Source organism: Marinobacter changyiensis, from assembly GCF_009193265.1.
In the GTDB taxonomy this organism is placed as follows: domain Bacteria; phylum Pseudomonadota; class Gammaproteobacteria; order Pseudomonadales; family Oleiphilaceae; genus Marinobacter; species Marinobacter changyiensis.
Genome location: NZ_VZZZ01000007.1, coordinates 22,831 through 35,944, shown reverse-complemented (window position 1 = coordinate 35,944; position 13,114 = coordinate 22,831). Strand labels below are relative to the sequence as shown.

The window sequence follows — 13,114 nt, the reverse complement described above, 5'->3', positions numbered from 1 at the left end:
AATCGGGTTATGCCAATCGGGCCACCGCAACCTCGGTCAGTAGTCTGAGGGCGTCCTTGTGGGGCGACTCCGGCAGCTCCTCGAGGCACCTGCTGGCTTTGTCAGCCTGCTCCTGCGCGCGCGCCAGCGTGTAGGTGATGGCACCGGAGCGCTCGACAATGGCCAAGATGACCGGTAAGTCATCCAGTCCGCCCTGACGGATAGCGGTCCTGATGAGTTTGCGGTCGTCGTCACTGCTATGGAGCATGGCATAAATCAGAGGCAAGGTTGTCTTGCCCTCTGCGAGATCATCGCCCACGTTTTTGCCCATGGCTTCGGCGTCGCCCCGGTAGTCGAGAACATCATCCACCAGTTGAAAGGCCAGACCCAGATGCTTGCCATAGTCTTTCATGGCAAGGGTGTGGTCAGTCGTTGCGTTGGCAAGCAGAGCGCCAGAGTGGGATGCGGCCTCGAACAGCATGGCGGTTTTATTGTGAATGACCGTCATGTACTGCGCTTCGCTGAGATCCGGATTCTTTATGTTCATCAGCTGCATGACCTCACCCTCTGCAATAACCGCGGTGGCGCTCGAAAGCACCTTCATGACCGGCATGCTGTCGAGTTCAACCATCATCTGGAAGGCCCGGGAATAGAGGAAGTCCCCGACCAGTACGCTCGGTGCGTTGCCCCAGCGGGCGTTGGCGGTTTTTTTGCCCCGTCGCAGGTCCGAGGTGTCCACCACGTCGTCATGCAGTAAGGTGGCGGTATGCAGAAATTCAATCACCGCCGCCAGCTTCAGGTGGTCGTCCTTCTCATACCCGAGGGCGCGGGTGGTTAACAGCACCAATAAAGGGCGCAGGCGTTTGCCCCCGCTTTCTACAATATACTGGGCGATTTTCTCAACCAGCGGCACATCAGACGATAGCCGGTGGGTAATCAGGTCATTTACGCGGCTGAAATCGTCCGCGACGGTGTCATAGATGCGCTGCGCTGTCATGCGGCTGATCCAGTCAGTTAAGCGATGAAAAAGGGCGGGTTGGCCGCAATGCTAGGTATTGCGCGTATCAGTGTCAACTTGGCTTGTATTAGTGGTTTGCTTTTCGTACAATCACGCGCCCAAACTCATCCCAACCTGCGCTCCCTGCTATAGGGTCGCCGAAGTGCTTCCCTTAGAACCAGGTGGATAAGAGCAGGGATGGGTCAATAGTGGAGATAACCATGTACGCAGTAATCGTAAGCGGTGGCAAACAGCATCGCGTAGTGGAAGGCGAAACCCTGAAGCTCGAAAAAATTGAGACTGAAACCGGCGGTGCCGTTGAGTTTGACCGCGTACTGATGATTGTAGACGGCGACACTGTTCAGATCGGCGCGCCTGTAGTCGAAGGTGCAAAGGTGACAGCGGAAGTGGTAAGCCACGGCCGTGCGGACAAAATCAATATCATCAAGTTCCGTCGTCGCAAGCATTCCATGAAGCGTCAGGGCCACCGTCAGTGGTACACTGAAGTCAAGATCACGGGTATCAAGGGCTGAGGCTCTCGTTTTCCCCCGAAATGAAGGAGGCTAGCAATGGCTCATAAAAAAGCAGCAGGTAGTACCCGTAACGGTCGCGATTCCGAGTCGAAACGACTTGGTGTCAAGCGCTTCGGCGGCGAAAGCGTGTCTGCGGGCAGCATCATCGTCCGTCAGCGCGGAACTCGTTTCCATGCTGGCTCGAACGTCGGCCTCGGCCGTGACCACACGCTGTTTGCGAAAGCAGACGGTCAGGTCAAGTTTGAAGTCAAAGGTCCTGATAGCCGCAAATTCGTGAGTATCGTTCCAGCCGCATAAGCTGTCGATCTCCGGTTCGGTAGGACCGAAAGCCCTGCAGTGCTTCTCTGAGGCTTGCGGGGCTTTTTTGGTTGTTAGCCAGAAAAAATCTGTTTTCCGGATGTGTAACTGATGAAATTTGTTGATGAAGCCACCATTCAGGTGGAAGCTGGCAAGGGTGGCCATGGCTGTCTGAGCTTTCGCCGTGAGAAATACATTCCCCGTGGCGGCCCCGATGGCGGTGACGGTGGTGATGGTGGCTCGGTTTACCTGGAGGCTGCCGAAGCCCTGAATACCCTGGTGGATTACCGCTTCCAGCGTCGATTCAAGGCCGATACCGGCGAAAGTGGCAGTGGTCGCAACTGCTCCGGCAGTAAGGGTGAGGATCTGATTCTCCCGGTTCCTGTCGGCACCACCGTGGTCGATATGGATACCCATGAGGTGTTGGGCGATCTTGCCCATGCCGGCGACCGGCTGAAAGTGGCCCAGGGGGGCTTTCACGGACTGGGCAATACCCGCTTCAAATCCTCCGTTAACCGTGCGCCACGCCAGACTTCCAAGGGCTCAGAGGGCGAATTTCGCAATCTGCGTCTGGAGCTGAAGGTTGTCGCTGACGTGGGCTTGTTAGGGATGCCAAACGCGGGTAAATCAACCTTCATCCGTTCGGTGTCTGCGGCCCGACCCAAGGTGGCCAACTATCCTTTTACCACCCTGGTGCCGAATCTGGGTGTGGTGAGTGTGCAGGCCCATCAGAGCTTTGTGGTGGCTGATATTCCGGGCCTGATCGAAGGTGCGGCCGAGGGCGCAGGGCTGGGCATCCGGTTCCTGAAGCACCTGGTACGAACCCGGTTACTGCTCCACCTGGTGGATGTGGCTCCGTACGACGGATCTTCACCTGCGGACAACGTGCGCGCTATCGACCACGAGCTTGAGAAGTTCAGCGAGACGTTATCCACCCGGGATCGTTGGCTGGTGCTGAACAAAGTCGATATGGTTTCCGAGGAAGAACGGGAAGCACATTGCCGGGCTATTGTTGACCAGCTTGGCTGGGACGGCCCGGTCTTCCAGATTTCAGCGCTGAGTGGCGAAGGTACCAAACCTTTGGCGCAAGCGGTGATGCGATGGATTGAGCTGCGCGCGGAAGAGGAAGCCGAGAACCCGGAAGTCGCGGCCGCGGAAGCCGAGCGTCAGCGTCGCATGGATGAAGAAGCCAGGGCCCAGATTGAGGCCGAAAAGCAGGCAAGACGCGAAGCCCGCAAGAGCAGCGGTAGCGAGGACGACTTTGGCGATGACGACGATGATTATGACGTCGAGGTCGTTTACGCCCCGGAGTAAAAGCGGTGACACCGCCAGTAAGATCGCAAGTAACACGAGCCTGACATGACTGAACGCCCGCAACTGACCCGTGCCCGCCGCCTGGTGGTAAAAATCGGCAGCGCCTTGCTGACTAACGACGGCAAAGGCCTGGATGCTGACGCCCTTGGCGGCTGGGTGGACCAGATTGCCGGTCTGATCGGCGACGGTGTCGAGGTGGTGGTGGTGTCCTCTGGCGCGGTGGCAGAGGGCATGAGCAGACTGGGCTGGAAAGCACGGCCGGAGCGACTGCACGAGTTGCAGGCGGCCGCTGCCGTCGGCCAGATGGGCCTGGTCCAGATTTGGGAAGCCCAGTTCAAGCGTCACAATTTGCCTTCTGCTCAAATCCTGTTAACCCATGATGACCTGTCAGACCGCAAGCGTTATCTGAATGCCCGCAGTACCCTGCGTGCGTTGCTGGATTTTGGTGTTGTTCCGATCGTCAACGAAAACGATACCGTGGTAACCGATGAAATCCGCTTTGGTGATAACGATACCCTGGGAGCGCTGGTTGCTAACCTGGTCGAGGCGGATGGGTTGATTATCCTGACCGATCAGCAGGGCCTATACGATCGGGACCCCAGGCACCATCCGGATGCCCGTCTGATTGACCAGCGCCAGGCCGGGGATACCGGCCTTGACGCCATGGCCGCCGGTGGTGCGGGTGTTCTTGGTCGGGGGGGCATGCAGACCAAGATTCGGGCAGCGCGGCTGGCGGCTCGCTCCGGTGCCTTCACGGTGATTGTGGGTGGGCGCCTTGAGCGAGCAATTTCCCGTCTTCGCAGTGGCGAGCAACTGGGCACACTGCTGTTGCCGGAGCAGGGACGGCTGGCGGCCCGCAAGCAGTGGCTGGCCAGCCATCTGCAGACCCGGGGTACCCTGATCCTGGATGACGGTGCTGTTCGCGTGCTGTGCCAGGGGGGGCGGAGTTTGCTTCCGGTAGGGGTAAAGTCGGTTTCTGGCAAGTTCCGGCGCGGGGAAATGGTGTCCTGCACCGATGGCGCCGGCCGTGAAGTTGCCCGGGGGCTGGTCAATTACGACGCCGACGAGGCGCGTGCCATCGCGGGGCGCTCAAGTGACCGTATTACCGAAGTGCTGGGCTATATTTCCGACGCCGAGTTGATTCATCGGGATAACCTGGTAGTGGTCTGAGAGTAGAGGGTGGTCTGATGGTAGAGCGTTAACTGCAGACATAAAAAAACCGGCCTGGGCCGGTTTTTCTTCAAAAGATCGCTTACGCGGTCTTCAGGCCTTTGATCTTGGCGACCATACGGCTCTTCTGGCGTGCAACCTTATTCTTCTCGAACACACCCTTGTTTACCATGCTGTCCATAATTGGCTGACATTGCTGGTAAGCGGCCTGGGCTTGTTCGTAATTACCGGACTCAATGCCGGCATTGACTTTCTTCATGTACGTACGCGCCATAGAACGCAGGCTCGCGTTATGCTTGCGATGGTTCTCGTTCTGACGTGCGCGCTTCTTGGCTTGCGGGGAATTTGCCACCGTGTAACTCCTGAAAAGAACTGAATGCGTTTCTGGTTCAATCGCGGGCGCGCGAACAACCAGCGCCTCGAATTAAATGACGCGAGATCATGCCGCGTGAGGCCCGTAATGTCAAGTCTGGAGCGGGTATGTTGGCGGATGTGCACAGTGGATTCTCGGTCCGTCTGAAAGCCTGTGATAAACTCCGTGCCGCCGCTACCCGATGACCAAGGACGATCCCCCGATGTCGATCAAACCACCCGCTGACAACCCACCTGCCGAGCCACCGAAGGCGCCGGGTTTGCTGAGATCATCCGGAGTGGTGGGCGTGATGACAATGTTGTCCCGGGTGCTCGGTCTGGTCCGGGATATGGTGATTGCCCGCTATTTTGGCGCGGGCACGGCCGCGGATGCGTTTTTCGTGGCGTTCAAGATCCCCAACTTTCTCCGGCGACTGTTTGCCGAGGGCGCGTTCAATCAGGCTTTCGTGCCGGTGCTGTCTTCCTACCGCCAGCAACAGTCCCTCACCGACGTACGGCGTCTGGTGAATGCGGTGGCCGGTTCACTGGGGCTGGTACTGCTGGGTGTTACCCTGATCGCGATGCTCGGGGCGCCGGTACTCACCGCAGTCTTTGCGCCGGGCTTTATGGGTGACGCTGAAAAGTTCTCCCTGGCCAGCGATATGCTGCGGATTACCTTTCCCTACCTGTTGCTGGTTTCCCTGACGGCCTTTGCCGGCTCGATCCTGAACAGCTACGACCGCTTTGCGATACCTGCGTTTACGCCGGTGCTGTTGAATCTCACAATGATCGCGGCGGCGGTGTTCCTGTCACCCCTGATGGAAACTCCGGTGATGGCCCTCGCCTGGGGGGTGTTGATTGCCGGTGCTTTGCAATTGTTCTTCCAGCTGCCGTTCCTGATGCGACTGGGGCTGTTACCCCGGGCAAAAGTGGATTACCGGCATGAAGGCGTCAAGCGCATTCTGACTCTGATGGCGCCAGCCCTGTTCGGGGTGTCAGTGAGTCAGATCAACCTGTTGCTCGATACCGTGCTGGCATCCTTCCTTCAGACCGGCAGTGTGTCATGGCTGTACTACTCCGATCGCCTGGCTGAATTGCCGCTGGGTGTGTTCGGCATTGCGATCGCTACGGTCATTCTGCCGAACCTGTCCAGAAAGCATGCCGCGGAATCCATTGATCAGTTCACCGCCACGCTGGACTGGGCGGTGCGGGGCGTGTTGTTGATTGGTCTGCCGGCGGCCCTGGCGCTCGCGTTGCTGGCGGAACCGCTGATCGCGACGCTGTTCTATTACGGGGAAGTGACCGCAAGGGACGTGGGCATGTCGGCCCAGAGTCTCAGGGCCTACTCCGCGGGCCTGCTGGCCTTTATGCTGATCAAGGTGCTGGCGCCGGGATACTTTGCCCGTCAGAACACTCGCACCCCGGTCAAGATTGGCATCATTGCCATGGTCGCCAATATGGCGATGAACCTGATACTGATTTTTCCGCTCGCCCACGCCGGCCTGGCGCTGGCCACCTCGCTGTCAGCCTGGCTTAACGCCGGACTCTTGTGGCGCGGGTTGAAAAAAGAAGGCGCGTGGCGAAGCCAGCCGGGCTGGCGCAAATTCCTGCTTCAGCTTCTGGTCGCCAACGCGGCCCTCGGCGCTATCATCGTATATTTGCAGGCGCCCGTGGACAGCTGGCTGGCGGCGGGCGGTATACAGCGGGCGACGGATATGGCGATTCTGGTGGGGGCCGGCGCGCTGGTTTACTTTGTTGCGCTGGCTCTGGCGGGTGTGCGGGTACGTCACTTCCGTCTCAAGTGACCGGCTATTGTCCGGTATGGCCGGCAAACCTTATCGCCGCAGGGCAGATAGGTTATAATCCCGTGTTTTCTCACCACCACCCGCTTTAAGGTGCGCTCTACATGCGGCTGATCCGAGGCCTGACTAACCTGAAATCGATGTCCGGGGAAACCAGAGCGTCTCTCGGCAAGGGCTGTGTAGCGACCATCGGTAACTTCGACGGTGTGCATCTCGGGCACCAGACCATTATTGAGCAGGTGCAGGAGCAATCAGAGAAGCTTCGATTGCCGAGCGTTGTGATGATCTTTGAGCCCCAGCCCGGGGAGTTTTTCCAGGGCCGGGATGCACCGCCAAGATTGATGGAATTTCGCCAGAAACTCGAGGCGCTGGCGGCCCTCGGCGTCGACGTGGTGCTGTGCATGAAATTTAACGAACAGTTTCGCCAGTATTCCGGCATGGGGTTCATCAAGGATATCCTGATTGACGGGTTACAGGTCCGGCATCTGGTGGTGGGCGACGATTTCCGGTTCGGCTGTGATCGCTCCGGTGATTTTGCCCTGCTGGAACAGGTAGGCCGTGATGCCGGTTTTACGGTCGAGAACACCCGCACCGTCATGTCCGGTGGCGAACGCATCAGCAGTTCACGGGTGCGCAAATGTTTGCAGCAAAACCAGCTGGAAGAGGTTGCCGGGCTCTTGGGTGCGCCTTATTCAATCTCCGGTCGCGTGGTCTACGGCAAACAGCTGGGCCGTGAGATCGGAGCGCCGACGGCGAACATCATGCTCAAGCATGTCCCGGCCTTGAGAGGGGTCTATGTGGTCAGTGCAGAGCTGCCCGATGGCACCACGCAAACGGGCGTTGCCAACATTGGCCTGCGCCCTACGGTTGATGGCAAAGCGCCTTCGCTGGAAGTGCACCTTTTTGACTTTGCTGGCACACTGTATGGCCAGCGTTTGACAGTGACATTTTTACACCCGTTACGGGATGAAGTGCGTTTCGAGTCCTTAGACGCCCTCAAGGCCCAGATAGAACAGGATATGCGTGATGCGCGCCACTGGCTGGCGAACCGGTAACCCGCATTGAGCCGATCGCTACCCACAACTGACCGACGACAGAGCACTCACAGAGACCCATGAGCGACTATAAGCACACCCTGAATTTGCCAGATACCGCCTTCCCCATGCGCGGTAATCTTGCCAAGCGCGAACCGGATATGCTCAGGCACTGGCAGGAGATCGACCTGTATCACAGTTTGCGCAAAGCTCGCGCTGGTCGGGAGAAGTTTATCCTGCACGATGGCCCTCCTTACGCCAACGGCAGCATTCATATCGGTCATGCGGTCAACAAGATTCTCAAGGACATGATCGTCAAATCCCGTGGCTTCATGGGCTTTGACGCGCCTTATGTGCCGGGCTGGGACTGCCATGGGTTGCCCATCGAGCACAAGGTTGAGCAGGAAATCGGTAAAGCCGGCGTCAAGGTCGATTTCAAGACCTTTCGCCAGGCCTGTCGTGATTACGCCACCAGGCAGATCGCCGGTCAGAAAGAGGACTTTATCCGTCTTGGTGTGATGGGTGAGTGGGAAAAGCCCTACCTCACCATGGACCCCAAGATTGAAGCCGATACCATCCGGGCGCTCGGCCAGATTGCGGAAAACGGCCATCTGGTCCGTGGTTTCAAACCGGTTTACTGGAGCGTGGTCGGGCAGTCCGCACTGGCAGAAGCGGAAGTTGAATACCAGGACAAGACCTCGACCCAGATTGATGTGCGCTTTACCGCGGTGGACCAGAAGAAGGTGCAGGCGCTGTTCAGCACCAATGCCGGTGAAGGTGACATTTCGGTCGTTATCTGGACCACTACCCCCTGGACCATTCCGGCCAATCAGGCGGTCGCGCTCCATGCCGAGCTTGATTACGCGCTGGTTCAGGTGGACGTCGGCAACGGCCCTGAACGCATGGTGCTGGCCGCCGATATGGTGGATGAGATCATGACCCGCTGGGGGGTAGAGGGCGCCGACGTGCTGGCCACCTGCAAGGGGCGCGCGCTGGAACACGTGCTGCTGCAACATCCGATTTATGACAAGCAGGTGCCGGTGGTCCTGGGAGATCACGTGTCTACCGAGGCCGGTACCGGGGCGGTTCACACCGCGCCTGACCATGGTGTGGAAGATTTTGTGGTGGGTAAGGAATACGGCATCGGCACTCTGAACCTGGTTCAGGCCGATGGCACCTACACCTCCGCTGCCGGCGAGTTTGCCGGGATTCATGTCTACAAGACTGATGGCCCGGTTTGTGACGCCCTGACCCGTGAAGGCAAACTGGTGCGGGCCGAGAAGTTCCGTCACAGTTACCCCCATTGCTGGCGCACCAAGACACCGCTGATCTACCGCGCTACGCCGCAGTGGTTCATCAGTATGGACAAGAAGCACCTGCGCCGTGATGCGCTGGAAGCGATCAAGGGCGTGCGTTGGGTGCCCGGCTGGGGCCAGAACCGCATTGAAGCCATGTTCGAGCAGTCGCCGGACTGGTGTATTTCCCGTCAGCGTACCTGGGGCGTGCCGATCACCCTGTTCGTCCATAAAGAGACCCTGGAGTTGCACCCGAACACTCTGAACCTGATCGAGGCCGTGGCCGTTCAGGTCGAGGAGGGCGGTATTGACGCCTGGTACGATCTGGACGCCGCCAGCCTGTTGGGCAAGGATGCGGATCAGTATGAGAAGGTAACGGATACGCTGGATGTGTGGTTTGATTCCGGTGTCACCCACGCTTCTGTACTTCGCAAGCGCCCGGAGCTGGGCCAGTTTCCGGCGGACATGTATCTGGAAGGATCGGATCAGCACCGGGGCTGGTTCCAGTCATCCCTGAAAACCTCTATCGCGATTAATGGTGTGGCGCCCTACAAACAGGTGCTGACCCACGGCTTCACCGTCGATGGCAAGGGCCACAAGATGTCCAAGTCGGTGGGCAACGTCATCGCGCCCCAGGAAGTGATGAACGAGCTGGGTGCCGACATTCTGCGGTTGTGGGTGGCTGCGACCGATTACAGCGGCGAAATGACCGTCTCCAAGGACATTCTGCGGCAGACCGCGGACGGCTACCGTCGCATTCGCAACACCTCGCGTTTCCTGCTCAGCAATCTGACCGGCTTTGATCCCGCCAGCCATACGGTTGCCCCCGGCGATATGCTGGCGCTGGATCGCTGGATGGTGGACCGGGCATTGGTGCTGCAGCGCGAGCTCAATGAGGATTATCAGAACTACGCCTTCATCAAGATTTACCAGAAGGTTTACAACTTCTGCGAAGCCACCCTCGGCGGCTTTTACCTGGACATCATCAAGGATCGCCAATACACCACTCAGGCCGACAGCCTGGCCCGGCGATCCTGCCAGACCGCTTTGTTCCATGTGGCAGAGGCTCTGGTGCGCTGGATAGCGCCGATTCTGAGTTTTACCGCTGATGAGATCTGGCAACACCTGCCGGGCGAGCGCAGTAAGAGCGTGTTCCTTGAAACCTGGTACGAAGGTCTGACGGCGATGCCGGACGATGCGGAACTCGGGCGCCAATACTGGAGCGAGCTCTACAGCGTCAAGGAAGCAGTCAACAAGTGCCTCGAAGAGGCACGGGGGCGAGGTGAAATCAAAGGTGCGCTGACCTCCGAGGTGACACTGTATTGCGAGGATGACCTGGCAGCGGATCTCAGCCGCCTCGGTAATGAACTGCGCTTTGTTCTGATTACCTCCGAAGCAACGGTGCGGCCATTGTCCGAGGCTGTCTGCGCGGAAACCACCAGCCATAAGGGTTTGCAGGTGAAAGTTGTGCCATCACAGCACACCAAATGTGAACGCTGCTGGCATCACCGGGCCGATGTGGGTAGCCACGCCGCCTATCCCGACCTGTGCGGGCGGTGCGTGGACAACGTCGAAGGCCAGGGTGAAACCCGGGCGTTTGCCTGATGGAGCAGGTGATGGCGGATAGTGCGCGACCCAAGGCCATGCTTCGCTGGCTCTGGCTGGCGGTGTTGGTGATCGTAATCGATTTAGGCACCAAGGCCATGGCCACGGCCTGGCTGAGTTATGGCCAGCCAGTGCCGGTGATGCCTTTGTTCAACCTGACATTGCTTCACAACACGGGCGCTGCCTTCAGCTTTCTGGCCGGGGCAGACGGCTGGCAACGCTGGTTCTTCGTGATCCTGGCGCTGGGCGTCAGCGGGGTGCTGGTGCGTTGGCTCAGCACCTTACGCCAGCATGAGACCTGGATGGCCATCGCTATCGTATTGATCCTGGGAGGTGCATTGGGCAATGTCTATGACCGGATTGTGCACGGTTATGTGGTCGATTTTCTGCACTTTTACTGGGGCGGCTATCATTTTCCGGCGTTTAATGTCGCCGACACGGCTATTTCGATCGGCGCCGTCATGTTGATTATTGATATGTTCCGCAACCCATCCAGCAGCGACGACCGAGGAGATGCGGCCTGATGAACGAATTACCGATAGACACGGGCACCCGGATTACCCTGAACTTCGCACTCAAATTTACCGATGGCGAAGTCATTGATACGACGTTTGGCAAGCAGCCGGCAACGCTGGAAATCGGCGATGACAACCTGCCAGAGAATTTCGAGGCCTATCTGTTGGGCATGAAGGCGGGTGAAACGGCAACGTATAATGTGCCCCCGGAAAAAGCCTTCGGTCAGCACAACCCGAGCAACGTGCAGATGTTCAAACGCTCGGATTTCAGCGCCGACATGGTGCTGGACCCCGGCGTAATGATTTCGTTCGCCGATGCCCGGCAGCAGGAGTTGCCGGGCGTGGTGCAGCATGTGGAAGGGGACCAGGTAACCATCGACTTTAATCATCCGCTGGCCGGGCGTACACTGGTATTCGAAGTTGAAATCATTGACGTGGAGCCGGCCCAGGCCGCCCACTGACCACCAAAGAGCAGCGTCTGCCATGCAAATCCGACTCGCCAATCCCCGCGGCTTCTGTGCCGGTGTTGACCGCGCCATCGAAATCGTCAATCGCGCCCTCGACGTGTTCGGAGCACCGATCTATGTGCGCCACGAAGTGGTCCATAACAAGTTTGTGGTGAGCAACCTCCGTGACCGGGGTGCGGTATTTGTCGATGAATTGCACGAAGTACCGGACGACCATCTGGTGATCTTCAGCGCCCACGGGGTCTCCCAGGCCGTGCAAAAAGAAGCTGCCTGTCGTGGCCTGAAGGTTTTTGACGCTACCTGTCCGCTGGTCACCAAAGTACATATGGAAGTCATGCGATACAGCCGTGACGGCCACGAATGCATCCTGATCGGCCATCAGGGCCACCCGGAAGTGGAAGGCACCATGGGGCAGTATGACCATGGCAAAGGCGGTGATATCTATCTGGTGGAAGACGAAAAGGATGTCGAGACCCTGGTGGTCAAGAACCCGTCCAAACTGGCCTATGTCACCCAGACCACCCTTTCCATGGACGATACCGCAAAGGTGATCGACGCCCTGCGCGCCAGGTTCCCTGAGATTCAGGGGCCTCGTAAGGATGATATCTGCTACGCTACCCAGAACCGCCAGGATGCCGTCAAGCAACTGGCCGGTGATTGTGACCTGATGCTGGTGGTCGGCTCACCCAACAGTTCCAATTCAAACCGTTTGCGTGAACTGGCCGAACGCATGGGCACACCGGCTTACCTGATTGACGAGGCCGGCCAGATCGATCCGGCCTGGCTTGAAGGCAAGCAGGCGATAGGCGTGACCGCCGGCGCCTCCGCTCCGGAAGTCCTGGTCAATGACGTCATCAACCGCTTGCGAGAACTGGGCGGCGAAGCTCCAGCTGAAATCCCGGGCCGTGAGGAGAACATTGTTTTCTCCATGCCGAAGGAACTTCGTATCGATGCAGTGGAAGTTTCCTGACTTTCCTTGTTACTAATCCGTGCGTTAGTAAGCGGAGAGGTCTTTCCAAAACACGCTGTAAATACTTCCCTGTACGCTCGTCCTCCGCCATCCATGGCTCCGTACGGTTTTGGAAAGACCTGTCCGCTTACTTTGTTTCTCATCAGTAAGCCAATAGTTCTCTAGCGCAACCTGCACAAAAACCTGATCCTGCTCACAAAAATCCCGATTATCCTACCGGTTATCCGCCGACTGGCACCGTTCGTCGTGTCGCCCATGGCACCCAAGATGGACGTTGTTTAATCTCCGTGTAAGTCAGAATGGAAGTGGTCTATGTCTTATCGAAACAGAAGTTCGGGTTTTACGTTAATTGAGTTGATGATTGTGGTGGTGCTCATAGCAATTGTTGCCACTGTTGCAGTTCCCTCCTTTAATCGGCTTGTTGAAAGTAACCGGCTGACAGCAGCAACGAATGATCTGGTTGGAGTGGTGACCTTTGCTCGAAGCGAAGCGATCCGGCATGGAAAGAGTGTAACCGTTTCTCCAAGAACAGAAGGCGGCATCGCGGCTTATGAAAACGGCGTTGAAGTTGCTGTCGGAGCAGATCAGCTTCGAGTTACCTCTCAGGCAGAACCAAGTATATCTATTAGCAATATCGGCGCTTTTCGTTTTCGGGGCAACGGATTGGCAGATTCCAGTGTGGCTTTAAAAGTTTGTAATTCCGCTCCAGAGGGCCGCGAAGTGAAAGTTTCGCTCGGAGGGCAAGTCAGGGTTGTCAGTGACGGAGTTGTGTGCCCGTGAGAAAG

13 protein-coding genes are annotated in these 13,114 nt (G+C 57.9%); 11 read left to right on the top strand and 2 right to left on the bottom strand.

What is annotated here, in order from left to right:
- Positions 1-7: 7 nt before the first annotated feature.
- A complete protein-coding gene (ispB, locus tag F6Y09_RS18040) occupies positions 8-976 on the bottom strand; it encodes an octaprenyl diphosphate synthase (RefSeq protein ID WP_152208351.1) in 969 nt (322 codons plus the stop codon).
- A 221-nt stretch (positions 977-1,197) separates the two neighbouring features.
- Here ispB and rplU point away from each other — a divergent pair, with 221 nt between their 5' ends.
- The 4 genes from rplU to proB all read left to right on the top strand — a co-directional run bounded on the left by rplU (position 1,198) and on the right by proB (position 4,290).
- Complete coding sequence (rplU, locus tag F6Y09_RS18035) at positions 1,198-1,509, top strand: 50S ribosomal protein L21 (protein WP_152208350.1); 312 nt, start codon at positions 1,198-1,200, stop codon at positions 1,507-1,509.
- Between the two features lie 36 nt (positions 1,510-1,545).
- Positions 1,546-1,806, top strand: a complete 261-nt coding sequence (rpmA, locus tag F6Y09_RS18030; protein WP_152208349.1) for a 50S ribosomal protein L27 — start codon at positions 1,546-1,548, stop codon at positions 1,804-1,806.
- Positions 1,807-1,917: 111 nt separating this feature from the next.
- Positions 1,918-3,120: an Obg family GTPase CgtA gene (gene cgtA, locus F6Y09_RS18025; protein WP_152208348.1), complete on the top strand. Its 1,203-nt coding sequence runs from the start codon at positions 1,918-1,920 to the stop codon at positions 3,118-3,120.
- Positions 3,121-3,165: 45 nt separating this feature from the next.
- Positions 3,166-4,290, top strand: a complete 1,125-nt coding sequence (gene proB / locus F6Y09_RS18020) for a glutamate 5-kinase (RefSeq protein WP_152208347.1) — start codon at positions 3,166-3,168, stop codon at positions 4,288-4,290.
- 82 nt (positions 4,291-4,372) lie between these two features.
- Here the strand turns inward: proB and rpsT are convergent, their stop codons facing one another.
- A complete protein-coding gene (gene rpsT, locus F6Y09_RS18015) occupies positions 4,373-4,642 on the bottom strand; it encodes a 30S ribosomal protein S20 (RefSeq protein WP_152208346.1) in 270 nt (89 codons plus the stop codon).
- 223 nt (positions 4,643-4,865) lie between these two features.
- Between rpsT and murJ the strand changes: the two genes are divergently transcribed.
- From murJ to F6Y09_RS17980, 7 genes are all read left to right on the top strand, one after another.
- Entirely contained in the window at positions 4,866-6,446 is a 1,581-nt protein-coding gene (gene murJ / locus F6Y09_RS18010) for a murein biosynthesis integral membrane protein MurJ (protein ID WP_152208345.1), read from the top strand.
- A 101-nt stretch (positions 6,447-6,547) separates the two neighbouring features.
- Positions 6,548-7,498: a bifunctional riboflavin kinase/FAD synthetase gene (gene ribF / locus F6Y09_RS18005; protein WP_152208344.1), complete on the top strand. Its 951-nt coding sequence runs from the start codon at positions 6,548-6,550 to the stop codon at positions 7,496-7,498.
- Positions 7,499-7,557: 59 nt separating this feature from the next.
- On the top strand, positions 7,558-10,377 hold the full coding sequence (gene ileS, locus F6Y09_RS18000) for an isoleucine--tRNA ligase (RefSeq protein WP_152208343.1): 2,820 nt from the start codon (positions 7,558-7,560) through the stop codon (positions 10,375-10,377).
- 11 nt (positions 10,378-10,388) lie between these two features.
- A complete protein-coding gene (gene lspA, locus F6Y09_RS17995) occupies positions 10,389-10,901 on the top strand; it encodes a signal peptidase II (RefSeq protein ID WP_246180596.1) in 513 nt (170 codons plus the stop codon).
- Positions 10,901-11,353: an FKBP-type peptidyl-prolyl cis-trans isomerase gene (gene fkpB / locus F6Y09_RS17990; RefSeq protein ID WP_152208341.1), complete on the top strand. Its 453-nt coding sequence runs from the start codon at positions 10,901-10,903 to the stop codon at positions 11,351-11,353. The genes lspA and fkpB overlap by 1 nt, the downstream gene beginning before the upstream one ends.
- A gap of 22 nt (positions 11,354-11,375) precedes the next feature.
- Positions 11,376-12,329: a 4-hydroxy-3-methylbut-2-enyl diphosphate reductase gene (gene ispH, locus F6Y09_RS17985; protein WP_152208340.1), complete on the top strand. Its 954-nt coding sequence runs from the start codon at positions 11,376-11,378 to the stop codon at positions 12,327-12,329.
- Positions 12,330-12,641: 312 nt separating this feature from the next.
- Entirely contained in the window at positions 12,642-13,109 is a 468-nt protein-coding gene (locus tag F6Y09_RS17980) for a GspH/FimT family pseudopilin (protein ID WP_152208339.1), read from the top strand.
- Positions 13,110-13,114: the final 5 nt, after the last annotated feature.

What these genes read in the sequence shown, in the direction of transcription:
- murJ (WP_152208345.1), top strand. Translation starts at nt 4,866, where the DNA reads ATGTCGATCAAACCACCCGCTGACAACCCACCTGCCGAGCCACCGAAG.
- F6Y09_RS17980 (WP_152208339.1), top strand. Translation starts at nt 12,642, where the DNA reads ATGTCTTATCGAAACAGAAGTTCGGGTTTTACGTTAATTGAGTTGATG.
- rpmA (WP_152208349.1), top strand. Translation starts at nt 1,546, where the DNA reads ATGGCTCATAAAAAAGCAGCAGGTAGTACCCGTAACGGTCGCGATTCC.
- rplU (WP_152208350.1), top strand. Translation starts at nt 1,198, where the DNA reads ATGTACGCAGTAATCGTAAGCGGTGGCAAACAGCATCGCGTAGTGGAA.
- fkpB (WP_152208341.1), top strand. Translation starts at nt 10,901, where the DNA reads ATGAACGAATTACCGATAGACACGGGCACCCGGATTACCCTGAACTTC.
- proB (WP_152208347.1), top strand. Translation starts at nt 3,166, where the DNA reads ATGACTGAACGCCCGCAACTGACCCGTGCCCGCCGCCTGGTGGTAAAA.
- lspA (WP_246180596.1), top strand. Translation starts at nt 10,389, where the DNA reads ATGGCGGATAGTGCGCGACCCAAGGCCATGCTTCGCTGGCTCTGGCTG.
- ispH (WP_152208340.1), top strand. Translation starts at nt 11,376, where the DNA reads ATGCAAATCCGACTCGCCAATCCCCGCGGCTTCTGTGCCGGTGTTGAC.
- cgtA (WP_152208348.1), top strand. Translation starts at nt 1,918, where the DNA reads ATGAAATTTGTTGATGAAGCCACCATTCAGGTGGAAGCTGGCAAGGGT.
- ispB (WP_152208351.1), bottom strand. Translation starts at nt 976, where the DNA reads ATGACAGCGCAGCGCATCTATGACACCGTCGCGGACGATTTCAGCCGC.
- ribF (WP_152208344.1), top strand. Translation starts at nt 6,548, where the DNA reads ATGCGGCTGATCCGAGGCCTGACTAACCTGAAATCGATGTCCGGGGAA.
- ileS (WP_152208343.1), top strand. Translation starts at nt 7,558, where the DNA reads ATGAGCGACTATAAGCACACCCTGAATTTGCCAGATACCGCCTTCCCC.